Annotated in this window: 26 protein-coding genes; 13 read left to right on the top strand and 13 right to left on the bottom strand. The window is 63.3% G+C overall.

From position 1 onward, the window contains the following. Positions 1–127 precede the first annotated feature (127 nt). Positions 128–1045, top strand: a complete 918-nt coding sequence (locus FJ546_RS11940; protein ID WP_140889504.1) for a DMT family transporter — start codon at positions 128–130, stop codon at positions 1043–1045. A gap of 521 nt (positions 1046–1566) precedes the next feature. Here the strand turns inward: FJ546_RS11940 and metF are convergent. Both metF and FJ546_RS11950 read right to left on the bottom strand, forming a co-directional pair. Continuing rightward, on the bottom strand, positions 1567–2484 hold the full coding sequence (metF, locus tag FJ546_RS11945; RefSeq protein WP_140889505.1) for a methylenetetrahydrofolate reductase [NAD(P)H]: 918 nt from the start codon (positions 2482–2484) through the stop codon (positions 1567–1569). Next, positions 2484–3506 carry a metalloregulator ArsR/SmtB family transcription factor gene (locus FJ546_RS11950; protein WP_140889506.1) on the bottom strand — a complete coding sequence of 341 codons (1023 nt, stop codon included), beginning with the start codon at positions 3504–3506 and terminating at the stop codon, positions 2484–2486. Before FJ546_RS11950 ends, metF begins: the two co-directional genes overlap by 1 nt. A 194-nt stretch (positions 3507–3700) precedes the next feature. Between FJ546_RS11950 and tsaA the strand changes: the two genes are divergently transcribed. Continuing rightward, positions 3701–4225, top strand: coding sequence for a tRNA (N6-threonylcarbamoyladenosine(37)-N6)-methyltransferase TrmO (tsaA, locus tag FJ546_RS11955; RefSeq protein WP_140889507.1), 525 nt, complete (start codon positions 3701–3703; stop codon positions 4223–4225). Beyond that, entirely contained in the window at positions 4222–4536 is a 315-nt protein-coding gene (locus FJ546_RS11960) for a DUF2293 domain-containing protein (RefSeq protein WP_140889508.1), read from the top strand. Before tsaA ends, FJ546_RS11960 begins: the two co-directional genes overlap by 4 nt. Before the next feature lie 5 nt (positions 4537–4541). Here the strand turns inward: FJ546_RS11960 and FJ546_RS11965 are convergent, their stop codons facing one another. Continuing rightward, the gene (locus FJ546_RS11965) at positions 4542–5051 is read right to left on the bottom strand and encodes a hypothetical protein (protein WP_140889509.1); all 510 of its coding nucleotides are present in this window, start codon (positions 5049–5051) and stop codon (positions 4542–4544) included. Positions 5052–5203: 152 nt separating this feature from the next. On the opposite strand from FJ546_RS11965, the gene FJ546_RS11970 reads away from it, so the two are divergent. After that, complete coding sequence (locus FJ546_RS11970) at positions 5204–6166, top strand: aminotransferase class IV (protein WP_140889510.1); 963 nt, start codon at positions 5204–5206, stop codon at positions 6164–6166. Positions 6167–6299: 133 nt separating this feature from the next. After that, on the top strand, positions 6300–7139 hold the full coding sequence (locus FJ546_RS11975; protein ID WP_140889511.1) for an SDR family oxidoreductase: 840 nt from the start codon (positions 6300–6302) through the stop codon (positions 7137–7139). A 66-nt stretch (positions 7140–7205) separates the two neighbouring features. On the opposite strand, the gene FJ546_RS11980 is transcribed toward FJ546_RS11975, so the two are convergent. Continuing rightward, positions 7206–7823: an MOSC domain-containing protein gene (locus FJ546_RS11980; protein WP_140889512.1), complete on the bottom strand. Its 618-nt coding sequence runs from the start codon at positions 7821–7823 to the stop codon at positions 7206–7208. A 17-nt stretch (positions 7824–7840) separates the two neighbouring features. Further along, a complete protein-coding gene (locus FJ546_RS11985) occupies positions 7841–8581 on the bottom strand; it encodes a TetR/AcrR family transcriptional regulator (RefSeq protein WP_246686815.1) in 741 nt (246 codons plus the stop codon). An 11-nt stretch (positions 8582–8592) separates the two neighbouring features. Between FJ546_RS11985 and FJ546_RS11990 the strand changes: the two genes are divergently transcribed. The 3 genes from FJ546_RS11990 (at position 8593) to FJ546_RS12000 (ending at position 10097) form a co-directional block, all read left to right on the top strand. After that, a complete protein-coding gene (locus FJ546_RS11990; protein WP_140889513.1) occupies positions 8593–9015 on the top strand; it encodes a hypothetical protein in 423 nt (140 codons plus the stop codon). An 18-nt stretch (positions 9016–9033) separates the two neighbouring features. Further along, positions 9034–9432, top strand: a complete 399-nt coding sequence (locus FJ546_RS11995; RefSeq protein ID WP_140889514.1) for a glyoxalase/bleomycin resistance/extradiol dioxygenase family protein — start codon at positions 9034–9036, stop codon at positions 9430–9432. 98 nt (positions 9433–9530) lie between these two features. Continuing rightward, positions 9531–10097: an isoprenylcysteine carboxylmethyltransferase family protein gene (locus tag FJ546_RS12000; protein WP_140889515.1), complete on the top strand. Its 567-nt coding sequence runs from the start codon at positions 9531–9533 to the stop codon at positions 10095–10097. A 182-nt stretch (positions 10098–10279) separates the two neighbouring features. Here FJ546_RS12000 and FJ546_RS12005 read toward each other — a convergent pair whose 3' ends face one another. The 4 genes from FJ546_RS12005 to ettA all read right to left on the bottom strand — a co-directional run bounded on the left by FJ546_RS12005 (position 10280) and on the right by ettA (position 14439). After that, complete coding sequence (locus FJ546_RS12005; protein ID WP_140889516.1) at positions 10280–11401, bottom strand: beta-ketoacyl-ACP synthase III; 1122 nt, start codon at positions 11399–11401, stop codon at positions 10280–10282. Positions 11402–11532: 131 nt separating this feature from the next. Then, positions 11533–11868 (bottom strand): hypothetical protein, encoded by a 336-nt coding sequence (locus FJ546_RS12010; protein ID WP_044548053.1) that lies wholly within the window; start codon positions 11866–11868, stop codon positions 11533–11535. Positions 11869–11972: 104 nt separating this feature from the next. Continuing rightward, positions 11973–12743: a trans-aconitate 2-methyltransferase gene (gene tam / locus FJ546_RS12015; RefSeq protein WP_140889517.1), complete on the bottom strand. Its 771-nt coding sequence runs from the start codon at positions 12741–12743 to the stop codon at positions 11973–11975. 46 nt (positions 12744–12789) lie between these two features. After that, a complete protein-coding gene (gene ettA, locus FJ546_RS12020; RefSeq protein ID WP_140889518.1) occupies positions 12790–14439 on the bottom strand; it encodes an energy-dependent translational throttle protein EttA in 1650 nt (549 codons plus the stop codon). Positions 14440–14695: 256 nt separating this feature from the next. On the opposite strand from ettA, the gene FJ546_RS12025 reads away from it, so the two are divergent. Continuing rightward, positions 14696–15982: a GGDEF domain-containing protein gene (locus FJ546_RS12025; RefSeq protein ID WP_140889519.1), complete on the top strand. Its 1287-nt coding sequence runs from the start codon at positions 14696–14698 to the stop codon at positions 15980–15982. 54 nt (positions 15983–16036) lie between these two features. On the opposite strand, the gene FJ546_RS12030 is transcribed toward FJ546_RS12025, so the two are convergent. Next, positions 16037–17044, bottom strand: coding sequence for a ribonuclease (locus tag FJ546_RS12030; protein WP_140889520.1), 1008 nt, complete (start codon positions 17042–17044; stop codon positions 16037–16039). A gap of 183 nt (positions 17045–17227) precedes the next feature. Between FJ546_RS12030 and FJ546_RS12035 the strand changes: the two genes are divergently transcribed. From FJ546_RS12035 to FJ546_RS12045, 3 genes are all read left to right on the top strand, one after another. Then, positions 17228–18157, top strand: coding sequence for an alpha/beta hydrolase (locus FJ546_RS12035; protein WP_140889521.1), 930 nt, complete (start codon positions 17228–17230; stop codon positions 18155–18157). A gap of 123 nt (positions 18158–18280) precedes the next feature. After that, a complete protein-coding gene (locus FJ546_RS12040; protein WP_140889522.1) occupies positions 18281–19456 on the top strand; it encodes a CaiB/BaiF CoA-transferase family protein in 1176 nt (391 codons plus the stop codon). Further along, the gene (locus tag FJ546_RS12045) at positions 19453–21102 is read left to right on the top strand and encodes a thiamine pyrophosphate-binding protein (protein WP_140889523.1); all 1650 of its coding nucleotides are present in this window, start codon (positions 19453–19455) and stop codon (positions 21100–21102) included. The genes FJ546_RS12040 and FJ546_RS12045 overlap by 4 nt, the downstream gene beginning before the upstream one ends. A gap of 49 nt (positions 21103–21151) precedes the next feature. Here the strand turns inward: FJ546_RS12045 and FJ546_RS12050 are convergent, their stop codons facing one another. Together FJ546_RS12050 and FJ546_RS12055 are read right to left on the bottom strand one after the other, a co-directional pair. Continuing rightward, the gene (locus FJ546_RS12050) at positions 21152–21595 is read right to left on the bottom strand and encodes a CHRD domain-containing protein (protein WP_140889524.1); all 444 of its coding nucleotides are present in this window, start codon (positions 21593–21595) and stop codon (positions 21152–21154) included. A gap of 150 nt (positions 21596–21745) precedes the next feature. After that, entirely contained in the window at positions 21746–23029 is a 1284-nt protein-coding gene (locus FJ546_RS12055; protein WP_140889525.1) for a cystathionine gamma-synthase family protein, read from the bottom strand. 121 nt (positions 23030–23150) lie between these two features. Here FJ546_RS12055 and FJ546_RS12060 point away from each other — a divergent pair, with 121 nt between their 5' ends. Next, positions 23151–23609: an Lrp/AsnC family transcriptional regulator gene (locus tag FJ546_RS12060; RefSeq protein ID WP_140889526.1), complete on the top strand. Its 459-nt coding sequence runs from the start codon at positions 23151–23153 to the stop codon at positions 23607–23609. 58 nt (positions 23610–23667) lie between these two features. Here FJ546_RS12060 and FJ546_RS12065 read toward each other — a convergent pair whose 3' ends face one another. Further along, entirely contained in the window at positions 23668–24639 is a 972-nt protein-coding gene (locus FJ546_RS12065; protein ID WP_019859152.1) for an ABC transporter substrate-binding protein, read from the bottom strand. Between the last annotated feature and the right edge of the window lie 13 nt (positions 24640–24652).

Genomic DNA, 24652 nt, shown 5'->3' on the forward strand with positions numbered 1-24652 from the left:
CGCGGCGGTAGTCTTGGCAGCGTCGGCTGCCAACGATCAGGTTTCGGGTGGCGCTTGCCGCCAGACCCGATATGCCGTGTCTGGCCGGCTGACATTCGAGCCGGCATGTCGGGGGAGGACGATCCACATGGCAATTGCCGCTACATCCGCACCACGCGGACCGATGACGCTCGCCGACTGGGGGCAGTTGCTGCTGCTTGGCGCCATCTGGGGCGGTTCGTTCTTCTTCGCCCGCATCGCGGTGGCGGAGCTTCACCCGCTGGTGCTGGTGCTGTTTCGCGTCGCCATAGCGGCAATCGCGCTGCAGATCTATCTCGGCCTGCGCGGTCCATCCTTCCGCCTTGCCTTGCCGCATGCCGGCCTGTTCTTCCTGCTGGCCTTCACCAACAATGTCGTCCCCTTCTCGCTGATCTTCGCCGGCCAGACCGAGCTTGGCGCCGGCGTCGCCTCGGTGCTCAACGCGACGACGCCGTTCTGGACGCTGATCCTCGCCAACGCGCTGACATCGGACGAAAAGCTCTCCTGGAACAAGCTCGCCGGCGTTGGGCTCGGCGTCGCCGGCACCGCCGTCATGATCGGTCCCGGCCTGCTCGCCGGTCTTGGCGGCCCTGTCTGGGCGAAATTCGCGCTGATCGGCGCGTCTTTGTCCTATGGCGTCGCGCTGATGGTCGCCCGGCGATTCAAGGACGTGCCCTCGCCGGTCATCGCCACCGGGCAGCTGACCGCTTCGACCATCATCATGATACCGGTCGTGCTGCTGGCGCACGGCCCCGCCGGCCTGTTTTCGGCCTCGCCGCCAGTCTGGGCGGCGGTGCTGGCACTGGCGCTGCTCTCCACCGCCTTCGCCTACATCCTCTATTTCAACCTCGTCGCCTCGGCCGGCGCCACCAACGCCTCGCTGGTCACGCTGATCGTGCCGGCCAGCGCCATGCTGCTCGGTTTTCTTTTCCTGGGCGAGCGGCTGGAACTGTTCGAGATCGGCGGCGTGGTGCTGATCGGCCTCGGTCTTCTCACAATCGACGGACGTGTCCTTGGACGGCGTTAGGCGCGAAAATCGAAGCCGGCTTTCGCGGCGGTAGCGCTGCCACGACACAGCATCGACACGCCCCCGCCATAATTTATTCACAGGCATGAAGCGGGTTTTTGCCGAAGAGTTTCAACGGCTAACGGCAAAACCAGAGTCGCAAATTTCACAATCACGTCGCAATGCAGCACATTTTCCGCTTGCCTGTGGCACAAATGGACCTAGACTCTTAGACATAGCTCTTTAAGAGGAGGCTATGTCATGGGACTTACGAGGCCAATCAACGCATTGATGATTTGTGCTGCGTTTGCTTTCATCGGCGCCCTCATTATGGGCGTCCTTCCCTGAACCCGCCAAGACGGGGAAGACCAGCACCAGATAGTCTAAACAATTCGAAAGGCCGGGTTTTTACCCGGCCTTTTGCTGTTCAGGCTGAGGCGCGTCGCGTCTGAACGGATTCATGCGACGCGCTTCAGGTCTTTGTTTTTACGCATGTCGTTCTCCCAAAACCGGGGCCACTTTTGGGCGCCATGCATCAAACCTCAAGCAGCAGCCGAGCCTGCCACCTCCGCCTCGTGCGAGCGTATGCCTATCATGTGGCAGATGGCAAAGACGAGGTCGGCGCGGTTCATCGTGTAGAAGTGGAAGTCGCCCACCCCGCGCTCGACCAGGTCGAGAACCTGTTCGGCTGCGACGGCCGATGCCACCAGCGCATGCGTCTGCGGATCGTTCTGCAGGCCGTCGAAACGCTCGGCCAGCCAGGCCGGCACCAGCGCGCCGCAGCGCGTTGAGAAATTGGCGACCTGGGTGAAGTTATGCACCGGCAAAATGCCCGGAACGATCGGGATGTAGATGCCGGCGCGGCGCGCGCGCTCGACATAGCGCTCATAAAGATCATTGTCGAAGAAGAACTGGGTGATCGCCCGCGTCGCGCCATTGTCGACCTTGCGCTTCAGCATGTCGATATCGGTGGCGAAGTCCGGGCTTTCCGGATGCTTTTCCGGATAGGCCGAAACCGAGATGTCGAAATCGCCCGCGTCCTTCAGCGCGCCCACCAGTTCGGCGCCGTTGGCGTAGCCGTCCGGATGCGGGCGGTAGGCGGTGCCCACGCCCGCGGCCGGATCGCCGCGCAGGGCGACGAAGCGCTTGACGCCCATATCGGCGAATTCCTGGATCACCGCGTCGACCTGATGACGGGCGGCATCGACGCACGTCATGTGCGCGGCCGGCGTCAGGCTGGTCTCGTTCAGGATGCGGCCGACGGTGCGCGCCGTGCGCTCACGCGTCGAGCCGCCGGCGCCATAGGTCACCGAGACGAATTTCGGCTTCAGCGGTTCCAGCCTTGTGACAGTGTCCCACAGCCGCGCCTCCATCTCGTCGTTCTTGGGCGGGAAGAATTCGAAGGAAACCTTGACCTTGTCGCCAATGTCGGGGCGACGGGAAAAGCGGAACTGGTTCATCAGGCGATTTCCCCTATCGAATTCACTTTGGTCTGCTGGCTGTCATTGGCAGGGTCGGCGATCAGCAGGCGCCGGTCGCGGCCAAGCCAGAGTTTGACGGTGAGCCTGGGCTCGCTGCCGCCGCGCGGCTCGAATTCTTGGGCATCCTCGAGATCGAGGCCGGCCTCTGCAAACCACTCGCTGATCTGCCGGTCGGAAAAGCCGAGCCGCATATGCGCGTGCTCTTCGCGCAGGAATTCCAGCGTGTGCGGCGCGAAATCGACGATGACCAGCCGGCCCGACGGCCGCAAAAGCCGCGCCGCCTCGTGGATGGCGCGGGCCGGATCGTCGAGATAGTGCAGCACCTGGTGGATGGTGACGAGATCGAAGGCGTCGCGCTCGACCGGCGGCGAGAAGATGTCGCCCTGGCGCACCTGCGCGTTCGAAACGCCGGCCTTGTCGAGATTGGCACGCGCCACGGTCAGCATCTCGCGCGACATGTCGATGCCGACACCGCGCCGGTAGAGCGGCGAGAAGATTTCCAGGAGCCGCCCGGTGCCGGTGCCGAGATCCAGCATCGACTGGAACGGCCGCTTGCCGACCAGCTTCAGCATCGCCGCCTCGACCGCGCGGTCCGGCACATGCAGCGAGCGGATATGGTCCCAGCTTGCGGCGTTCACGGAGAAATACTCGGCCGCCCGGTCCTGCCGCTTGCGCTTGACCGAGGCCAGGCGCTCGAGATCGCGCTCGACCTGCGGATCGGCGCCGCGAATGCTGGAAACCAGCCCCATGACGAAGTCACGCGCGGAATCGGCATCCGACAGGCGGAAGAACGCCCATGATCCTTCCTGGTAGCGGCCGATCAGCCCGGCCTCGAGCAGCAGCTTCAAATGCCGCGAAACGCGCGGCTGCGACTGGCCGAGAATTTCGGTAAGATCGGAAACGGTGAGGTCGCCACGCGACAACAGTGCCAATATGCGCAGGCGGCTGGATTCGGCCGCCGCCTTCAGCGTATCCACCATGGTGTCGAGCGAAACATGCATCAGCGTATTCTCTTTTCAGCGCATTCACTTTGAAAAAGATATAAACATATGTTTATGTCGATTTTCAAAACCTTGCAAGCGCTATGTCGCTTCCGGACAAGAAAATGCCGCATGCGTGATTTTCCGGCGCGCGCCGCCCAAAAATGTGTAGCGGTCCTGGGACGATGACAGCCAGCAGCACGGAGATGGGCGGAATGACCGGGCCGCGCGAAATGTTCGAGGCACGCGAAGGCGAGCAGAGGCTGAACGAGGATCCGGCAACGATGCCGGCGGATGGCGGCGTCGTCTTTATCGGCCGCATCGCCTCGCCCTGGACGACAAGGGAAAACTGCCCGAAGAACATGCGCACGGCGCGCGAGACCGGGCAGCCGGCGGTGCTGACCGTCGACGCGCCCTATCGCCCTGGCTTGCAGGGCCTGGAGCGCGCCAGCCATGTCATCGTCCTGTCCTGGCTGCACCACGCGCCGCGGAATCTGATTGTGCAAAAACCCCGCCATGCGGCTGAAGCAAAAGGCGTATTCGGCCTGCGTTCCCCTGCCCGACCGAACCCGGTCGGCCTGCATGTGGCAAGGCTCATCGGATTGGACATCGCTACCGGGCGCATCGATCTCGACGCCATCGATGTGCTCGACGGCACGCCGGTCATCGACGTCAAACCTTACTTCGCCTCGACCGACGCCATACCGGAGGCAATCATCGAGGGACGCGAGGAGAGATGACAGCACCGACCGGCCGCCGCCGCGCCATCGCCAAGACGCTGACCGCACTGCTGCCGCTGGCGCCCTATGCCGACATGGAGAAGATCCGTGCGGATGCCGGCGCAGTGCATATGAAGACCTTGCCGCCAGGCATTGCCGTGTGGCTGGCAACCATTGCCCACATCCGCCACATGCACACCGACTATGAAAAGCTGCTGGCCGAGGGTTATGACCGCGACTCCGCCCGTTTCTTCGTCATCGAGCAGACGAACATCGTGCTCACCCGCTGGCGCGCGACACGCCTGCTCGACGCCGACGACGAAGAGGAATGAGGCGGCTATTGTCGCGTCAGCACGGCGATCGCATTGTAACGCTGGCCATCGGCCTGGCCGACCCAGGTCCAGGACAGGTTTCCCATGAAGAAGCGGACGGTGATGTCGCCACCGTCGATGCACTTGTCCTGGCCATAGGTGATGCTTTCATGGAATTCCGCCGACGTCCCGTCCCTCGACGTCTGCGACAGCGATCCGCCGCAGCCGAGTGACGGATAATCGATCGACGCGCCGTCATCCCTGATCGTCATGGCGATCGACCAGTCGGCGCCGGCGTCACCCGCCGGGCTCTGGTGGCCGCTGCCGACCCAGGTGCCGGTCAGCGTCTGCGCCGGCGCATTCACCGTGCAAGGCAGGTTCTGGAAGATCGGCGTCAGTTCGCTGCCGGTCTTCTCGCAGCGATAGGTCTGGCCGTTTTGGCAGAGTTCGTCGCCTTGTTTCACGCACTGCGCGCTGGCCTCGCCCGCGGCGGCGAAATTTATCACAGCTGCGATGATGATCCCAAGCCTGCCCATATTCCCTCCCATTCCAAGCCATCCGATCATAAGGCCATTCCGATCCGGTGTATCGACCCGATCGTGGAGGACGAACGGTGCCGGGCGGTTGGCTCTATGCCTCCTGTCCCGGGCCGGTAGGCTGATGATCCGCCCTGCGCGAGGAGGCACCGATGGACCAGACGACGGCCACACAGGCTACAAAGCCACTGCCCACGGTCGGCGACCGCCATGTCGACCCGCATGCCTATCCCGACGGCATCGCCTTCCTCGACGGCCAGTACCTGCCGATGTCGCAAGCCAAGCTGTCGGTGCTGGATTGGGGATTCCTGCATTCCGACGCCACCTATGACACGGTGCATGTCTGGAACGGCCGCTTCTTCCGCCTCGATCTGCATCTCCACCGTTTCTTCGGCGGGCTCGACAAGCTGCGCATGACCATCCCCTTCGACAGGGATGGCGTAACCGAAATCCTGCACAATTGCGTCGGCCTTTCAGGCCATCGCGCCGCCTATGTCGAAATGCTGTGCACACGCGGCGCCTCGCCGACCTTCAGCCGCGATCCGCGCCAGGCGATCAACCGCTTCATGGCCTTCGCCGTGCCGTTCGGTTCGGTCGCAAATGCCGAACAGATGCAGCGCGGCCTGCGCGTCGCCATCAGCGACAAGATGCGCATCCCGCCGGCATCGGTCGATCCGTCGATCAAGAACTACCATTGGCTCGATCTCGTGCGCGGCCTCTATGACGCCTATGACCGCGGTGCCGAGACCGCACTCATTCTCGACTTCAACGGCAATGTCGCCGAAGGCCCCGGCTTCAACGTTTTCTGCGTCAAGGATGGCAAGCTGTCGACGCCGGCCATCGGCGTGCTGCCCGGTATCACCCGCCGCACCGTCTTCGATCTCTGCGCCGAAGAAGGTCTTTTCGCCGCGGCCGCCGATGTCAGCGTTGCAGCACTCACGGCGGCCGACGAGGTCTTCATCACCTCGACCGCTGGCGGCATCATGCCCGTGACTGAGATCGACGGCGCGGCGATCGCCGACGGCAAGATCGGGCCTGTTACCGGCCGGCTGATGGCGCTCTACTGGCAAAAGCACGACGATTCGGCCTGGTCGTCTCAGGTGAATTATCCCTGATCAAGGGACGTCTTGTTCAAAAAGATTTCCCCTCGCCTCTGGAAAATCACGCGATAGGCCGTATATGCCCGAAAGCGGAGAAGCCTCCGCTTTCATCCAAAAATTGCGCCCGCAAGGGCAAGGATTCCACATCATGACAAACAAGGTTTGGCTCATCACCGGATCCTCGAAGGGTTTTGGCCGCGTCTGGGCCGAGGCCGCATTGGCGCGTGGCGACCGTGTCGCCGCGACCGCCCGTGATGCCGGCACGCTCGCCGATCTGGTCGAGAAATATGGCGACAACATCGCCGCGATCAAGCTCGACGTCACCGACAAGAAAGCCGTCGATGCCGCTGTCGCCGAGGCGCACAAGCGCTTTGGCCGGCTCGACGTCGTCATCAACAATGCCGGCTACGGCCATTTCGGCGCCATCGAGGAAGTCAGTGAGCAGGAAGCCCGCGACCAGATCGAAACCAATGTGTTCGGTGCCCTCTGGGTCACGCAGGCCGTGCTGCCGATCATGCGCGCCCAGCGCTCCGGCCACATCATCCAGATTTCGTCGATCGGCGGCGTCAACGCCTTTGCCTCGCTCGGCCTCTACCATGCCTCGAAATGGGCGCTGGAAGCCTTCAGCCAGTCGCTCAGCATCGAGGTGGCGGAATTCGGCATCCATGTCACGCTGGTCGAGCCGGGCGGCTTCTCCACCGACTGGTCCGGCGCCTCAGCCAAGGTCTCCAAGCCGATGGAGGCCTATGCGCCCGCCCGCGCCAAGATGGCCGAGCGCCGCGCCAACTCGGTCGCCGGCGATCCCGAGGCGACCGGTCCGGCAATGCTGGCCATCGTCGACGCCGCCGAGCCGCCGCTACGGGTGTTCTTCGGTGACGGCGGCCTGCCGATGATCCGTCAGGAATACGCCAACCGCCTCGCCACCTGGGACACGTGGGACCACGTGTCCGTCATGGCGCAAGGCGCCAACAAGAACCGCAAGGGCTGAGGCTTCGGCATTTTGCTACGCCGCTCATCAGTGGCGCAGCCCTTCTGCCACGATGCAACCGCGCGGCTATGCCTGATAAATCCACTGCTCCGGCACCCGCGCCGAAATCTCTTCGCCGGCCCTGATCGTTCCGGGCCTCTCGACCCAGGCGACCACGCCACGCAGCCGTTTGGCCATTTTGGGAAACAGCAGCGCGCCGGCTTCGATGTCGGCCATTCCCGCATTTTCGGCGATCGATCGCCCGGAAATGCGGCATGGTCCGTTCTGGGCGTCGACCTTGAGGGTGACGCCATCCTTGAAGAACAGCAGCGTACCGGCAGGCAGCATCGACAGATGCGGCACGCCTTCGATCACCAGATTGGCGCCGATCCATTCCGGCTTGATCTCCGCAAGGCCCATCCGCCCGGCGACGATGGCCAGCTCGTCCGCCGCCACGATCGACAGCTGCCGCTCGTTGCGCATTTCGGTGCCGCGCGGATACCAGGGTTCGCGCCCGCCCGAGCGCCGCGTTGCGCCCGCGTGGAAATCGCCCAAAATGCCGTCGAAGCCAAGGTGCAATTCCTCCACCGGCCGCGTCTGGAAATGACCCGCCGGCGCGACATAGAGCGCTGCGGCGCGGGCGGAAAGCTTCTTTGCCGGGACGATTTCGACCGGCTTCTCGGCTTCAGGGAAGAGATCCAGCATGGCGTTCCGTCCTCGAATCATGCTCGCCGTTTTTGCTCTTCGGGCGGCAAGGCCGCAAGAGCGGTTTGGGCCATAATGCGCAACTCTTCGGCCGATGCGCCGTCCCGCGCCTGGATCGACATGCCGTTCATGACGCCGGCGATATATTTGGCGAAGCTCTCGACGGAGAAGCCTTCCGGCAGGTCACCCGCCGCTTGGCCTTTGGCCAGACGCTGCGCGATCGCCGCCTCGCTCGCCTTGCGATAGGTCTTGAGTTCATCCGCGATGGCTTGCGCCTGCGGCGAGGCTGCCAGGGCACCGCTGACGAAAAGGCATCCGCCCGGCTTGCCGGGCCTGGAATAGGCCGCCGCCGCGCCCAGCAGCAACCGCCGGATCGCCTCGTGCGTCGACACCGGCGCGCCGAGCGCGTCCAGCGCAAAGCCGATCTCCGTCTCGTGGTAGCGCGTCAGCGCCTTGCGGAACAAGGTCTCCTTGTCGGTGAAGGCGTTGTAGATCTGCGGCGGCGTCAGCCCCATCGCCTCGCGCAACATGGCCAGCGACGTCGCCTCATAACCATGCTCCCAAAACAGATGCATCGCCGCATCCAGCGCCCGGTCCGGGTCGAACGCGCGGGGACGACCACCCCTGGCCTTTTCCAAATTATCCATAGTGATCGATACGAAACCTGTTGACTTGCTCGCTGTGCATAACGTAACAATTGATACGAAACATGGCAAGCCGGAAGACGATCTTCCGGCAAGGCCGTGCAGCCCGAGCAAGGAGAGACCAAATGCCCATCACCGTGACCGCGCCGGAAGGCGTCCTGACAGAGGCCGGAGAGCGCGAGATCCTGCCGCGCCTCAGCGCCGCCCTCATCGAAGCTTCCGGCGCCACCGGCAATGCGTTCTTCACGGCCATCGTCGGCGGCACGGTCCACATCCTGCCGTCGCGCCACATCTATGCCGGCGGCGCCAACAGGCCTGTCGTGATGGTGGAGTTGAAATTGCCCAATATCGCCCTTGGCTCGATCGAGGCCCGCAACGCCTTCATCACCACGGCCGCCGGCATAGTCGCCGAACTCTCAGTGGCCGGGCACAAGCCCGAAAACACCTGGATAAACATCATCAACGCGCCCGACGGCGGCTGGGGCATCGGCGACAGACAATATACCGGCGACGCACTCATTGCCGCCGCCACCGCCGCAGCGCACTGATTTCATAGGGAAGATGTGATGCGGCTCTCCCCTTCGCTGTTCTTCACCACCAATTGCGAGCCGGCACTGGCCTTCTACGAACAGTGCGGCCTTGGCCGGGGAACCATCCTGCTGCGCTGGGGCGATAACGGCATGCCGGTGCGAACCGAAACCATGCGCGGAAAAATCCTGCATGCGCGCTTCGAAGGTCCAGGCGTGCTGTTCCATGCCTCCGACAATGATGATGCCGAGCCGATGAAAGGCTCTGCCATGATGCTGGAATTCGACGACCTGGCAGCCATGCGGGAGCTTTTCTCCCGCGTGGCTGCCGGCGGCCGCATCACCGTGCCCCTGGCGCGGCAATATTGGGGAACCAGCTTCGGCATGCTGGTCGACGCCTATGGCGTGCAGTGGATGTTCAGTTGCTTGGGTCAATAAGGCGAAGGATCACGATCTTCTTACCGGAAATGGAATTGGTGCCGCATTGCCCCCGCGTCGGATCGCTTTCATGTTGGCGAGACACTGCGGAGGTTCTCATGCGACCCGGGCCGGCAATCGCGTTGCTCTGGCTGATCTGGGTGGTCACCTGGATTGTGGCGGCCATGTGGGCTGATCCGGCTCAAAAACGCGCCACCATCGGCGCAGAGGTCCGCTATCGTATCTTCTGGCTGGCAGGCACCGTGCTGCTGTTCGTCCCGGCGAACGGCTATGAAGACAGGTTGAGATTGTGGACTCCGACCCTGGCCGAGGCCTGGGCCTGCATTGCCCTGATCGCCATCGGTCTCATCTTCTCGTGGTGGGCGCGTATTCATCTGGGCAGGCTGTGGTCGGCCTCGGTCACTGCCAAGGCAGACCACCGCGTGGTCGATACCGGCCCCTACGGCCTCGTTCGCCACCCGATCTACACAGGATTGCTGCTGGCGCTCCTCGCCACCATGGTGGCGAAAGGCACTGTCTGGGGCATTGCCGGTGTCGCACTGCTCACCATCGGCATCGTCATGAAGGCAAAACTCGAGGAGCGCTTCCTGCGCGGCGAACTTGGCCCCGCCTATGATGACTACGCGCGGCGGGTGCCGATGCTGGTTCCCTTTACGCCGGCCTGACACGCCAAGCTGCGTTGGAACGACTTTTCGACAACCGGAGCGGAGCGTACTTAAGTCCGTAAGGACCGGCCTGCGCCGGCCGCAGCCTTAACTGCACCACTCATGACTGCTTCGGCCGGCGAAGGCCGCAAGCGCAGAAAGCCTTCGTTTGCAGGCCGGCATCACCTGAATATCGGCGCACGTTAAAGCATCCGGATGAGCGCGCCGCCTATCGAATACCCCGCCCCAAAGGCGCAGATCAAGCCGAAATCGCCGGGTTTCATGTCGGCATGGTTCTCCGACAGCGCGACGATGGCGCCGGCGCCCGCCGTGTTGCCCAGCCGCTCCAGCACCATCGGCGCGCGATCGTGATCGACATCGTGGCCGAACGACAGTTTCAGGATCATCGCATTCATGCGCGCATTGGCCTGATGCAGCCAGAAGCGCCTGATCGCCTGCGGCGTCAGCCCGTGCTCGGCCAGGAATTCGACGATGAATTTCTGGCCGGCGACGGTGACTTCCTTGAACACCTTGTTGCCGACCTGTTTGATCAGATTGCCTTCCAGATTGATCATATAGGGATCATCCTGGGCGGTGCGGGTCTGGTAGCCGAGATTGGTGCGGATGTTGTTCGACATCTGCGTCCACAGCCGCGTATCCAGCACCTCGAAGCGCCCCGGCCGTTTGTCGCCCTGGGCAAGCCCCTCCACAACCATCGACACCGAGGCGTCGCCGAAGATGAAATGCGTCTGCCGGTCGCGGAAATTGAGATGTCCGGTGATGATTTCCGGCGTGGTCACCAGGATGCGCTTGTGTGCGCCCGAGCGCACCAGATTGACCGCCACGTGAAGCGCGGCCGCCGCGGACGAACAGCCAAGTCCCATGTCGAAGCCGGCGCCGGTGGTGCCCAGCGCTTCCTGCATTTCGACGGCGATCGCCGGATAGGGCCGCTGGTGGTGAGAGGCCGAGCAGATGATCAGGTCGATCTGGGACGGTTCAAGTCCCGCGTGGTCGAGCGCCTTCCTGGCCGAGGCGATGCCGAACTCGGCCTCCAGCGACAGCGCATCGTCGGGTCGCGCCGGAATGCGCGGCGTCATGCGGGTCGGGTCGAGAATGCCTTCGCGCTCGATGACATGACGGGATTTCACGCCCGAGGCGTGGACGATGAAGTCGCTGTCGGATTTCTGCAGCAGCGCCTCGCCGGTGCCCTGACGGCGCGCATTCTCCGTGTCGACCCAGTTGTTGAAGCTCTCGACCAGTTCTTCATTCGTGATGACAGCTTCAGGAATTTCAGCGCCAATGCCGCTGATGATGACGCGATGCATGTTTCAGTCCGTCCCATCCGCAGGCGTTGCGGCTTCATGTGGGCGCCGAAACGCTTCGGCGCAACACTTTTCTCATCCGGTCGGTTTACGCCGGCTTAAACCAGATGTTGAGGCCGGCTTGAACCAGGATTTCACCAGGCGCACAGCTTGGTGTTGGTCTGCGGGTTGTTCCAGCAGGCGCCGTCGTCACGGCTGCGCACGAACTGCCCCGGCAGCGGCACGTTGCGGCGACCGAGATTGACATAGCCATAGGCAAAGCCCGGCCCGTCGATCTCCAGCACATAGGTCGGGTAACCCGGCGCCGATATCCGGAAACTGCCGGCATCATCGATCGCGCGGTAGCTGCACGGGAAATACCCATCATCCGATGTGAAGCAGCGCGCACGCTTGGCTTGGGCCGAAACCGAGAACGCCAGAAGTGCCGCCGCGCACACGCCGCCGCCGTAAAGCAATCTTTTCAAACTCATCATTCCCCCCTGCCACGCGGCCATCGTGGCCCCTCGCGATGAATTGGGCATGACGGCGAAACCGGGTCAAGCCACGGCAATCGACCTCAGGCGAAGTGGATAATCTAGCCGGCCCGCTTGGCGACAATGAAGATACGCGGGAAGCGCAGCAGCACCTTGCCGTTCGCCATTCTGGGATAGGCCTGTTTGACCTTGGCCGTGTAACTATCCAGGAACATCTTGCGCTCGTCGGCGTCCAGCGGATCGAGGAACGGCTTCAGCCCGGTCGATCTCACCCATTCGACGATCGCCTCTGCGTCGGCCAGGGGATGATTGTAGGCCGTATGCCAGATATCCAGCCGGCCGGAGAGCGGCGAGAGCAGGTCGTAATAGAACGACACGGGCGGCAACGGTCCGCGCGCCGCACCCTTGAGCTTGTCGGCGAACGGCATTTCGGCGGCGGTTTCCCGCATCGCTTGATGCGACGGTTCAAGCAGGTTGTCCGGCATCTGGACGGCCAGCGCGCCACCAGGCGCCAGAAAGCCCATCAGCCGCTGGAACACCGCCGGATGCGTGGGCAGCCACTGGAACACCGCGTTGGCGAAGATCACATTGACCGGTTCGGCCGGCTGCCATGTCGACGCGTCCGCCAGGTCGAAGCTGACATTGGGCAGGCGTGCCCTCGCCTTCTCGATCATGTCGGGAGAGGTGTCGAAGCCACTCACCTGCGCATCCGGCCAGCGCTCGACCAGAAGCTCGGTCGAATTGCCAGGCCCGCAGCCTATGTCGACAACCCGGCGCGGGAAATCGACCGACACCTGCGCGGCCAGATCGCGCGCCGGTCGCGTGCGCTCATCCTCGAACTTCAGATATTGGGCGGCGGACCAATCAGCCATTTGAGCTCCTCATGTGGCTTTGAGAGTTCACCGCCCTAGCGATCCCCTACCGCGTCAGCCGCTTGTGCGTCATGCGGTGCGGCGCTGCCGCTTCCGCACCGAGGCGGCGCAGCTTGTCCTTTTCATATTCCTCGAAATTGCCTTCGAACCACTCGACATGCGCGTCGCCTTCGAAGGCGAGCATGTGCGTGGCCATGCGGTCGAGGAACATGCGATCGTGGCTGATGATGACGGCGCAGCCGGCATAGGCCTCGAGCGCGTCTTCCAACGCTCCCAGCGTTTCGGTGTCGAGGTCGTTGGTCGGTTCGTCGAGCAGCAGGACATTGCCGCCGCCCTTCAGCATCTTGGCCAGATGCACGCGGTTGCGCTGGCCGCCCGAAAGGTTGCCGACTTTCTGCTGCTGGTCGCCGCCGCGGAAATTGAAGGACGAGCAATAGGCGCGGCTGTTGATCTCGTGCTTGCCGAGCTTGATGATTTCGGCGCCGCCGGAGATTTCTTCCCACACGGTCTTGTTGCCATCGAGCGCGTCGCGGCTCTGGTCGACATAACCGAGCTTGACCGTCTCGCCGATGCGCACGGTGCCAGCATCCGGTTTTTCCTGGCCGGTGAAGGTCTTGAACAGCGTCGTCTTGCCGGCGCCGTTCGGGCCGATGACGCCGACGATGCCGCCCGGCGGCAGCCGGAACGACAGGTTTTCGATCAGAAGCTCGTCGCCAAAACCCTTGTTGAGGCCTTCGACCTCGATGACGACATTGCCGAGACGCTCGCTCGACGGAATAACGATCTGCGTGTCGGTCGGCTTGCGGTTCTGCGACTGCTCGACCAGTTCCTCATAGGCCTTGATACGCGCCTTCGACTTGGTCTGGCGCGCCTTCGGCGAGGACTGGATCCACTCGCGCTCGCGCCAGATCGACTTCTGACGGGCGTCGTCCTCGCGGCCTTCCTGGATCAGGCGCTTGGCCTTGGCGTCGAGATATTTGGTGTAGTTGCCCTCATAGGGAATGCCGCGGCCACGGTCGAGCTCGAGGATCCAGCCGGTGACATTGTCGAGGAAGTAGCGGTCGTGGGTGATGATCAGCACCGAGCCGGGATAATCGCGCAGGTGCTTTTCCAGCCACGCCGTGGTCTCGGCGTCGAGATGGTTGGTCGGTTCGTCGAGCAGCAACAGGTCGGGCTGTTCCAGAAGCAGCCTGCAGAGCGCCACGCGGCGACGCTCGCCGCCCGACAGGTTGGTGACTTCGGAATCGGCCGGCGGGCACTGCAGCGCGTCCATCGCCATCTCGACCTGCTGGTCGAGATCCCAAAGGTTGAGCCGGTCCATCTCGTCCTGCAGCTTGGCGGACTCGTCGGCCGTCTCGTCGGAATAGTTCATCATCAATTCGTTATAGCGCTCGATGATGGCGGTCTTCCTGCCGACGCCGTCCATGACGTTTTCACGCACGGTCTTGGAGTTGTCGAGATGCGGCTCCTGCGCCAGGTAGCCGACGGTGGCGCCTTCGGCCAGCCATGCCTCGCCCTGAAACTCCTTGTCGAGCCCGGCCATGATGCGCAGGATGGTCGACTTACCCGAGCCGTTGGGTCCGAGAATGCCGATCTTGGCGTCCGGATAGAAGGACAGATGAACATTGTCGAGCACCTTCTTGGTGCCATAGGCCTTCGACAGGCCGGACATGTGATAGATGAACTGGCGTGCCACGCGCGCTTTCCCTGAAAAACCGACTGAATTGTCGAATTGAATGGAGGTTGGCCGCTATGTAGGCGATGCGGCGGCGAACGGCAATCGCTTTTGCCAGATCAAGCCGAACACACGGACAAGTGCGCGCTGACCGCCGAAGTTTTCCGCCGGTCACCAGGCACGTTGAAATCTCCGGTTAACCCTTCCGCGTCAAGACAGGATTGGGGTGGAATCGCTGGCTCGCCGCGATTCCAGTAGAGAAAGCGGATCGACGGCAGTGCTGAACAGTTTCCTGCTCCTTGCCGAAGCGGTCGTCTACTTCAGCGTCATGGTGACGCTTTTCCGCTTCCGCAAGCGCATCGGTCTCGGCGTCTTCGTCTGCGCGCTCGGCGTCATGCATTTCCTGGAAACCTATCTCGCCAGCGTCTTTTATGTCGCGCTGCCGTTCGGCCTGGTCTCGCCGGGCTCGGCGGTGCTGTTTTCAGGCAAGCTGGTGATGCTGCTCCTGCTCTACATCAAGGAGGACGCCGCCACCGTGCGCCAGCCCATCTATGGCCTGCTGCTCGGCAATGCGGTGATGATCGGGCTGGCGCTGCTGTTGCGCCTGCATGCCATCGCGCCGCTCCCCGACGGCAAGCTGCCCGATATCGGCTTCATCGACGAGATGGGCTGGCTGATGGTGTGGGGCACGACGCTCCTGTTCATCGACGCCATCCTGATCATCCTGCTCTATGAAAGACTTGGGCGCACCCTGCGCAAGGCGCAGTTCGCGCGCATCCTGATCTGCGTCGCCTGCGTGCTGACCTTCGACCAGGCCGGTTTCTTCACCGCGCTGCATTTCGTCGCCGGCGCGCCGATCGCGGTCTTCTTCGGCGGCTGGTTCGCCAAGATGGCGGCGGCGCTGGCCTTCAGCGGCATGCTCGTGGCTTACCTCAGATGGTTCGAGGCCCGCGACATTGCGCTGCCGCGCGGGCTGACCGACATTTTCGAAACGCTGACCTATCGCGAGCGCTATGAAGCGCTGGTAGAGCATATCGGCCGCGACGGCCTGACCGGCCTGCTGCATCGCGGCCGCTTCGACGCCGACGGTGAAGCCGCCGTCGAGGTCAGCCTGCACACGGCGAGGCCCCTCAGCCTGCTGATCATCGATGTCGACCATTTCAAGTCGATCAACGACCGTTTCGGCCATGCCGAAGGCGACAAGGTGCTGAAAGCAATCGCGGCCCTGCTCCGCGAAGTGGCGAGCGCCGAAGACCAGGTGTTCCGCATCGGCGGCGAGGAGTTCGCCATCCTCAGTTCGCGCCCGCATCCGGTCGCCAGGCTGTTTGGCGAAAGCATCCGTTACGCCGTCAAGGCATCGCCTGTGGCCAGCCGCTTCGAGCTGACCGTCAGCGCCGGCGTTTCAACCGTCAGCGAAACGACGCGCTGTCTTGCCGATCTGTTCGCCCTCGCCGACCAGCGCCTCTACAAGGCGAAGTCGACCGGACGCGACCGCGTCGTCGGCGAGCCGGGCGGCCATGAGCCGGACGCCGCCATCGCCTGGACCAAGTCGGCGCAGTTCTGATCTAAAGCAATTCCAGGATTTCTCTGTCGCGCAATGCCGGCCAGCCGCCTGTGCTTACTGGAACCCGATCGCGTCGACGGTGCCTGTCGGGCAACCGGCCTTGTTGGTCGGTACGGAAGCCAGCAGCAGGTCCTTGAGCGAACTGTTCGGGCCGATCGGGCCGGCAAGGCCGAGCGTCAGTTCGCCGATCAGCCGCCGGCCGTTCGACGGATCGATGACGCAGGACACCCGCACGCGATCCCCTGCCCCGGCACCGAAGGCCTGGTCGAAGGCGCCACGGATCTGGTCCGCCGTCAGCTTGCCGCCAATGGTCTTGGCGAAGAGCTCGCGCACCGGCGAGGCATTCACCTGTCGCATCAGGCCGAGTGCGTCGGAGAAGTATTCCTGCTGGCTCTTGCCGTAGCAGGTGCCGTGCTTGATCCATTCATGCCGTTCCAGCTGGGAGGCCGTGCCCGGCATCACCTGGTCGAGCTCCTTGCGGGTGCCGGCGTCCAGATTGACAGGCGGCAGATCGTTCCAGTGGGCAGGATTGTCGTTGGCCTTGTCGCTGGCCGCCACCTGGCAATAGAAATTGCCGTTCGGCTGCGGCCACAGCCCATGCAAGGTGAAGTTGGTGGCGTCGAACTCGTTCGGGCTCTGCGCCCGGCATTCGGTCTTGCTCGACTTGGTCTCGCAAAAAGCCGGCTGCCAGCTCAGCGCGAAGACATATTCGGGTTTCCCCGAGGCGGCGGGCTTGCCTTGTCCGCCAGGTGCCGCCGGCGCCGTCGCGGCACTGCTGCCCGCCAGATGGCCGCAAGTGACCTTCACCCAGCGGCGCTCCGGATCGGCGCCCGGCACCAGGATCAGATAATGCGTCGGCGCGTCCTTGTTGCCGGCAAGCAGCTGGTAGCTCTGTCCGGCATCGGTCGAGACATTGCCGGGGTTCTTGCCGTTCTTGATGGCTTGCGTCGCCGGACAGGCCGCATCGGCAACGAAGGTGCCGCTCATCTTGACTTCGGCATGCGCAGCATTGGCCAGCGATACCGCCAGCATGGCCAATCCGAAAACGACATCAATGCGCATGAGAAATCCCCGGCTGAGAAGTGGGCGACAGACTGAAGCTGTCTCCATGTCAGAATTGCGATATTTTGCGGGTCGAACGCAAGAAACATCGTCGCGCAAAAGCATTTGCTGTGGATTGACGCGTAACCGGCGGCGGCGCAAACAAAGCCAACAACGATAATACGAGAGGGAGAGCGGGCGGCCATGCCTTTCAATCAGCAACGCATGGTCCGCTCACCGACCGGCGCCGATCTCAACCTCCTCGTCAGCCGCGCTGAAGGCAAACCGCGCGCGGTCGTCCAGATCAACCACGGCCTGGCCGAGCATGCCGCGCGCTATGCCCGCTTTGCCGATTTTCTCTCGGCGCGCGGCTTCCACGTCTATGTCCATGACCATCGCGGCCATGGCACGACCAAGGCCTCCGATGCGCCGCTCGGCAAATTCGCCGACGAGGATGGCTCGGCCAAGGTGATCGCCGATGTCGATGCCATCCACGATCTCATCGCCGGTGAATGCCCGAACCTGCCGGTCATCCTTTTCGGTCATTCGATGGGCGCGTCGGTGGCGCTGAACTACCTTTTGGAGCACGCCCCGCGCCTCCAAGCCGCCGCGATCTGGAACGGCAATTTCTCACAAGGGCGGCTTGGGCAGGTAGCGCTCGGCATCCTCGCCTGGGAGCGGATGCGGCTGGGCTCCGACGTCCCGTCCCGCCTGCTGCCGAAACTCACCTTTCAGGCCTGGGGCAAGGCAGTGCCCAATCACCGCACGCCGTTCGACTGGCTGTCGCGCGACGAGGCCGAGGTGGCGAAATACATCGCCGATCCGCTGTGCGGCTGGGATGCCTCTGTGTCGATGTGGCGCGACGTGGTCTCGATGGCGCTCAACGGCGGCAAGGATGCCGCCTTCGCCGGCGTCCGGCGCGACCTTCCCATCGCCGTCGTAGGCGGCGAGAAAGATCCCGCTTCGGACCATGGCAAGGGCATCATCCACCTTGCCAATCGCATGCGCGGGATGGGCTTTTCGAATCTCGTTTCAAAGGTTTACGCCGACACCCGCCACGAAAGCCTGAACGAGGTGAACCGCGATATCATCATGAATGATTTCGCCACCTGGACCGACAGCGTGCTGAAATAGCGACCTGCATCCTTTTCGAACCGGCCCGGTGGCCTATTGCAAGGGCCGTGACAGCCGATGCCGGGCTTGATAGAGGCTCTGCTTTCGCGGCAATCATGGTGATTGCGGCAATCACGGTGATTTATGGCCGAACCACCCCTGAAAGGCGTCCGCGTCGTCGAACTCGCCCGCATCCTCGCCGGGCCATGGGCCGGGCAATTGCTTGCCGATCTCGGCGCCGACGTCATCAAGGTCGAAAGTCCCGATGGTGGCGACGACACCCGCAAATGGGGCCCGCCCTTCGTCATGAGCCATGACGGCGAGAACCTGTCGGCCGCCTATTACCATTCCTGCAACCGCGGCAAGCGCTCCATTGCCATCGATTTCTCGACGCCGGAGGGCGCCGAGACCGTGCGCCGGCTGGTCGCGACCTCGGATGTGCTGATCGAGAATTTCAAGCTTGGCGGCCTGAAGAAATACGGGCTCGACTATGACAGCCTGCGCATGATCAACCCGCGCCTCGTCTATTGCTCGATCACCGGCTTCGGCCAGGACGGGCCCTATGCGCCCCGCGCCGGCTACGACTTTATCATCCAGGCGATGGCCGGCATGATGTCGATCACCGGCGAGGTCGGCCGCGAGCCGCAAAAGGCCGGCGTCGCCATTTCGGACATCTTCACAGGGCTCTATTCCGTCATCGCCATCCAGGCCGCGTTGCGGCATGCCGACCGGACGGGCGAAGGCCAGCATATCGACATGGCGCTGTTCGACACGCAGATCTCGGCGCTCGGCAACCAGAACCTCAATTATCTCGTCTCCGGCAAGTCGCCGGTGCAGATGGGCAATGCGCATATGAACATCGCGCCTTACGAGGTGGTGCCGGTCCAGGACGGCCACATTATCCTGGCGGTCGGCAATGACGGCCAGTTCGCCAAATTCTGTGCCGCGGTCGGGCTGGATGAACTGTCGACCAATCCCGATTTCGCCACCAATCCGGCCCGGGTCGCCAACCGGGTGAAGCTGCGCGAACGCATCGTCGAGGCGCTGAGCACGCTCGATCGCGACCCGCTGCTGGCAAGGCTGGAAGCGGCAAGCGTGCCGGCGAGCCCGATCAACACGATCGGCCAGATGTTCGCCGACCCGCAGACGATCGCGCGCGGCATGCGGCTCGACCTCGACGACGGCCATGGCAATCTTCTGCCCTCGGTGCGCGCGCCGATGGTGATGTCGGGCACGCCGCTGGTCTATGAGCGCCCTTCGCCGCGCCTGGGCGAACACACCGACGAAATCCTTGCCGAACTGGAGAGATCAGCGAAATGAAGACCGGTGGACAACTGATCGTCGAGGCGCTGGAAGCGAACGGCACCGACCGCATCTTCTGCGTGCCCGGCGAATCCTATCTGGCGGTGCTCGACGCGCTGCACGATTCATCGATCCGCACCATCGTCTGCCGCCAGGAGGGGGGTGCCGCGATGATGGCCGACTGCCAGGGCCGGCTGACCGGCAAGCCCGGCATCTGCTTCGTCACCCGCGGCCCCGGCGCCACCAACGCGTCCGCCGGCATCCACATCGCCATGCAGGATTCGGTGCCGCTCATCCTGTTCATCGGCCAGGTTGCCAGCCATGCCAAGGAACGCGAGGCGTTCCAGGAGGTGGACTACAAGAAGTTCTTCGGCGACATCGCCAAATGGGTGGTCGAGATCGATGACGCCTCGCGCATCCCCGAATTCGTCACCCGCGCCTTCGCGGTCGCGACGTCGGGCCGGCCTGGCCCGGTCGTCATCTCGCTGCCCGAAGACATGCTGACCAGCGCGGTCGAGGCTCCGGAAGCGCTTCCCCACACGCTTGTCGAGACCTATCCCGGCGGGGCCGAACTCGACGCGCTGGAAATGCTGCTCAACGGCGCCAAGCGACCATTCGTCATCCTCGGCGGCACACGCTGGAATGAGGAAGCGGTTGCGCGCATGCGCACCATATCGGAGACATGGTCGCTTGCCGTCGGCTGCTCTTTCCGCCGCCAGATGCTGTTCGACCATCTTCACGCGAATTACGCCGGCGACGTCGGCATCGGCATCAACCCCAAGCTGGCGGCGCAGATCAAGGCGGCCGACGTCGTGCTGTTGATCGGCGGACGCATGGGCGAGATGCCCTCCTCCGACTATACGCTGCTGAAAAGCCCCTACCCCGACCAGGCGCTGGTGCACGTCCACGCCGACGCCGGCGAGCTCGGCCGCGTCTACCGGCCGACGCTGGCGATCAACGCCTCGCCTGGAGCCTTCGTCGAGGCCTTTGCCAAGCGCAAACCCGCCGGCACGCCATCCTGGTCAGCCGAGACAGCCAAGGCACATGCCGCCTATCTCGAATGGTCGACGCCGCCGCAGACGGGTCCGGGCGACGTACAGATGGGCCCGATCATGACTTATCTGGAACAGGAGTTGCCGCACGACGCCATATTCGCCAACGGCGCCGGCAACTACGCCACCTGGGTGCACCGCTTCCACCGCTTTCGCCATTTCGGCACGCAGGCGGCGCCGACCTCCGGCTCGATGGGCTACGGCACCCCGGCCGCGGTCGCCGCCAAGGCGCTTTATCCGGATCGCACCGTTATCGCCTTTGCCGGCGACGGCTGCTTCCTGATGAACGGCCAGGAGTTCGCCACCGCCGTGCAATATGACCTGCCGATTATCGTGATCGTCGTCAACAACGGCATTTACGGCACCATCCGCATGCATCAGGAACGCGAATATCCCGGCCGCGTCGTCGCCACAGATCTCAGGAATCCCGACTTCGCGTCGCTGGCACGCGCCTATGGCGGCCATGGCGAGACGGTCGAGAAGACGGCCGATTTCGCGCCGGCCTTCGAGCGAGCTCGCGCCAGCGGCAAGCCGGCCATCGTCGAAATCAGGCTCGACCCCGAAGCGATCACGCCGACCCGCACGATGACGCAGATCCGCGACAAGGCTTGATCCAGACAAAAGGGGCGGTCGCCCGCCCCTTTTGTCCAAGCGGCTTGCGCTATTTCGCCGCCTCGATCTGGCCGCGGATCTCGCCATCCTTGTTGGCGGCGGTGTGGACGTTGACATAATAGTTGCCGGCCGCCAGATCGGCGGCTTGCGCGTCCGTCAGCGTTGCCGAACCCTTGATCGGGCTCTTGAGCTTGCCTTTGAACGGGATGACTGGATCGGCGTTCGCCCCCATCGCCGCCGGGCCATGAATATGCGCTGCCGTCGCCGGTCCGCTGAGGCCGGAATATTTGACGTTCCAGCTGAGTTTCTTCTTGGTGGTGTCGAAGGTGAGCGTGGCGGTGCCTTTGCCCTTGGTGGTGACGGGCGGGTTCTGCTGGCCGCCATCGAGCGTTGCCTTGTACTTCACCACCTCGGCCATTGCTGGCGAAGCGAGCAGAAAGGCGGTCGATACGGCCAGGGCCGAAAGCACCGGCAGGATAGAATATGTGCGCATGAAGAACCTCCGATTGGCTGCCGCATGCGTCGCTGCTCCCCCGGCGCGCGCATGCCTCAACTGCAACGGCTGGGCGACGCAATGTTTCCATGAACACGGATTTGTGAAGAAAGGGCGATCCCTTGCCCTTCCGGCGTTCCGAGAGAGAAGTCAGACCGACGCCAGCGCTTGCGTCAGGTCTGCGATCAGATCGTCCGGATGCTCGACACCGATCGACAGCCTGACCGTGGTCTCCAGCACGCCGATGCGCTGTCGCACGTCGAATGGAATGCCGGAATGGGTCATGGCCGCCGGATGGCTTGCGAGCGACTCGGTGCCGCCGAGACTTACCGCCAGCTTGAAGATCTGCAGGGCGTTGAGAAAGGCGAAAGCCGCCTTCTCTCCGCCTTTGATGTCGAAGGAGAAAGTCGAGCCGGCGCCGCTGCATTGCCTCACATAAGCGCGGCCCGCGGGCGTATCCTCGCCCAGGAACGGCAGATAATGCACCTTCTCGACCTTGGCATGATCGCGCAAGAATTCGGCGACCAGGCGCGCATTGTCGTTGGCCCGCTCCATGCGGATCGACAGCGTCTCCAGCGAACGGCCGAGCATCCAGCAGGAATGCGGGTCGAGTTGCGTGCCGATCGCACCGCGCAGCGCCTTGATCGGCTTGGTGACCGCCTTGCTGCCCATGGCCGCTCCCGCAATGAGGTCGGAATGGCCGCCGACATATTTGGTCAGCGAATAGACGGAGACATCGGCGCCATACTCGATCGGCCGCTGGAACACCGGGCCGAGCAACGTGTTGTCGCAGACAATGATCGGTGCTGACCCTTGGCTCGCCCCAATCTCATCAGCGATCGTCCGCATCAGCGCGATGTCGACCAGGCTGTTGGTCGGATTGGACGGCGTCTCGATCAGGATGACTGAAACACGCCCCTTCGCCACCGCGGCATCGGCGGCTGCCCGAACCGCCTTTTCATCGACACCATCGGCGAAACCGACGGCGCCGATGCCGAAGGCGGACAGCGTGCGCGTCAGCAGCGTCTCGGTGCCGCCATAGAGCGGCTGCGAATGCAGGATGACATCGCCCGGACGGGCATAGGCGAGCAGTGTCGTCGCGATCGCCGACATGCCGGAGGAAAACAGGATGCAGGCGTCCGTCCCTTCATAGATCGCCAGCCGGTCCTCGACGATCTCGCTGTTGGGATGGTTGAAGCGCGAATAGACGAGACCCGATGCCGTGCCGCTCGGCGGTTCCTTGCGGCCGGACGTGTAGTCGAAGAAGTCGCGCCCCTCTTCCGCCGATTTGAACACGAAGGTCGAGGTCAGGAACACCGGTGGCTTGACCGCGCCTTCCGACAGCTGCGGATCGAAACCATAGCCCAGCATCAGCGTCTCCGGATGGAGCTTGTGGTTGCCAATATGGGTTTTCGACGGGCGTGGCGCGGTCATGGCTTTTCCTGCTTTCGAGGGATGTCGCACCGCAATTTATGCGATCCCGACCAGCCAGTCCTTGCTATTCTCGGGCTCGCATGGCCGCATGCCTGCAACAAACTGCCGAAAGAGAGCAAAAATGCAGCAGAAGGTAGCCGATGATTTCGACCTCAGGATTCTGCGCGAACTGCGGGCCGACGCCCGCATCACCAATCACGACCTCGCCGAGCGCATCGGCCTGTCGGCATCGCCTTGCCTGAGGCGCGTGCGGCGGCTGGAGGAGACGGGCGTGATCAAGGGTTACACCACGCTGGTCGATCCCGCCGTCTTCGGCTGGAGCATGGTCGCCATCGCCACAATCCGGCTCAGCCGGCAGAACGAGGACGAGATCGTCATGTTCGAAGAGGCGATCCGCGGCTGGGAGGAGGTGCTGGAATGCCATCTTGTCACCGGTTCGCGCGACTATGTGCTGAAGGTGGTGACAGGCAGCCTCGAACAGTACGAGCGCTTCATCAAGGAAAAGATCGCGCGGCTGAAATGCGTCGCATCGATCGAGACCAGCTTCGTCATGAACACCATAAAGGAACGGCGCCTCTGAAGGCGCCGTTCCATTTTACGTTTGAGCATGACCTTTGCGGGATCACGCTCCGCAAGGTTTACTTGATCGCCTTGTCGGTGATTGCGGTTGTGTAGGCGCCCTTCGGCTCCTTGGTAATGATCTTCTGGTCGAGCAGCGCCTTGGCGGTGCGCTCGTAGGTCGCCGGATCGAGCTTGCCGTCGGCATTGTCGATCAGCTTGGCGACTTCGCTCATCATGCGCTTCTGATGGTTCTCGTCCTGGCCGCCGCCATCCATGACGATGCCTGCGGCCTCGTCATTGTTGTCGACAGCGTATTTCCAGCCCTTCATCGAGGCGCGCACGAAACGCACCATCTTGTCGGCGAAGGCCGGATCCTTGAGCTTGTCTTCGGACGCATAGAGCCCGTCCTCGAGCAGGTCGTTGCCCATCGCCGAGTAATTGAACACGGTCAACTGTTCCGGCTTGTAGCCGGCGTCGATCAGCTGCCAGTACTCGTTGTAGGTCATGACCGAGATGCAATCCGCCTGCTTCTGAATCAGCGGCTGCACGTCAAAGCTCTGCTTGAGAACGGTGACGCCGTCCTTGCCGCCATCGGTCTTGAGGCCGAGCTTGTTCATCCAGGCATAGAACGGATATTCATTGCCGAAGAACCAGACGCCCAGCGTATGGCCCTTGAAGTCGGCCTCGGTCTTGATCGGCCCGTCCTTCGGGCAGACCAGCTCCATGCCGGCCTTCTTGAAGGGCTGGGCAATGTTGACCAGCGGCACCCCCTTTTCGCGCGCGGCGAGCGCACCGCCCATCCAGTCGACGATGACATCGGCGCCGCCGCCGGCGATCACCTGCTCAGGCGCGATATCGGGGCCGCCCGGCTTGATGTCGACGTCGAGGCCTTCTGCTTCATAGAAACCCTTGGCCTTGGCTACATAGTAGCCGGCAAACTGGGCCTGCGTGACCCATTTCAGCTGCAACGTCACCTTGTCGGCGGCCATTGCCTGGAACGCAGCCAGCGACATCGCGCCGGCCAAAACTGGAATGACAAGTCTTTTCATGTTTTTACCCTCT

The organism is Mesorhizobium sp. B2-4-19, assembly GCF_006441315.1.
GTDB lineage: Bacteria > Pseudomonadota > Alphaproteobacteria > Rhizobiales > Rhizobiaceae > Mesorhizobium.

Coding starts and splice junctions, on each gene's coding strand:
- FJ546_RS11940 (WP_140889504.1), top strand. CDS start 128: ATGGCAATTGCCGCTACATCCGCACCACGCGGACCGATGACGCTCGCC.
- metF (WP_140889505.1), bottom strand. CDS start 2,484: ATGAACCAGTTCCGCTTTTCCCGTCGCCCCGACATTGGCGACAAGGTC.
- FJ546_RS11950 (WP_140889506.1), bottom strand. CDS start 3,506: ATGCATGTTTCGCTCGACACCATGGTGGATACGCTGAAGGCGGCGGCC.
- tsaA (WP_140889507.1), top strand. CDS start 3,701: ATGACCGGGCCGCGCGAAATGTTCGAGGCACGCGAAGGCGAGCAGAGG.
- FJ546_RS11960 (WP_140889508.1), top strand. CDS start 4,222: ATGACAGCACCGACCGGCCGCCGCCGCGCCATCGCCAAGACGCTGACC.
- FJ546_RS11965 (WP_140889509.1), bottom strand. CDS start 5,051: ATGGGCAGGCTTGGGATCATCATCGCAGCTGTGATAAATTTCGCCGCC.
- FJ546_RS11970 (WP_140889510.1), top strand. CDS start 5,204: ATGGACCAGACGACGGCCACACAGGCTACAAAGCCACTGCCCACGGTC.
- FJ546_RS11975 (WP_140889511.1), top strand. CDS start 6,300: ATGACAAACAAGGTTTGGCTCATCACCGGATCCTCGAAGGGTTTTGGC.
- FJ546_RS11980 (WP_140889512.1), bottom strand. CDS start 7,823: ATGCTGGATCTCTTCCCTGAAGCCGAGAAGCCGGTCGAAATCGTCCCG.
- FJ546_RS11990 (WP_140889513.1), top strand. CDS start 8,593: ATGCCCATCACCGTGACCGCGCCGGAAGGCGTCCTGACAGAGGCCGGA.
- FJ546_RS11995 (WP_140889514.1), top strand. CDS start 9,034: ATGCGGCTCTCCCCTTCGCTGTTCTTCACCACCAATTGCGAGCCGGCA.
- FJ546_RS12000 (WP_140889515.1), top strand. CDS start 9,531: ATGCGACCCGGGCCGGCAATCGCGTTGCTCTGGCTGATCTGGGTGGTC.
- FJ546_RS12005 (WP_140889516.1), bottom strand. CDS start 11,401: ATGCATCGCGTCATCATCAGCGGCATTGGCGCTGAAATTCCTGAAGCT.
- FJ546_RS12010 (WP_044548053.1), bottom strand. CDS start 11,868: ATGAGTTTGAAAAGATTGCTTTACGGCGGCGGCGTGTGCGCGGCGGCA.
- tam (WP_140889517.1), bottom strand. CDS start 12,743: ATGGCTGATTGGTCCGCCGCCCAATATCTGAAGTTCGAGGATGAGCGC.
- FJ546_RS12030 (WP_140889520.1), bottom strand. CDS start 17,044: ATGCGCATTGATGTCGTTTTCGGATTGGCCATGCTGGCGGTATCGCTG.
- FJ546_RS12035 (WP_140889521.1), top strand. CDS start 17,228: ATGCCTTTCAATCAGCAACGCATGGTCCGCTCACCGACCGGCGCCGAT.
- FJ546_RS12040 (WP_140889522.1), top strand. CDS start 18,281: ATGGCCGAACCACCCCTGAAAGGCGTCCGCGTCGTCGAACTCGCCCGC.
- FJ546_RS12045 (WP_140889523.1), top strand. CDS start 19,453: ATGAAGACCGGTGGACAACTGATCGTCGAGGCGCTGGAAGCGAACGGC.
- FJ546_RS12050 (WP_140889524.1), bottom strand. CDS start 21,595: ATGCGCACATATTCTATCCTGCCGGTGCTTTCGGCCCTGGCCGTATCG.
- FJ546_RS12055 (WP_140889525.1), bottom strand. CDS start 23,029: ATGACCGCGCCACGCCCGTCGAAAACCCATATTGGCAACCACAAGCTC.
- FJ546_RS12060 (WP_140889526.1), top strand. CDS start 23,151: ATGCAGCAGAAGGTAGCCGATGATTTCGACCTCAGGATTCTGCGCGAA.
- FJ546_RS12065 (WP_019859152.1), bottom strand. CDS start 24,639: ATGAAAAGACTTGTCATTCCAGTTTTGGCCGGCGCGATGTCGCTGGCT.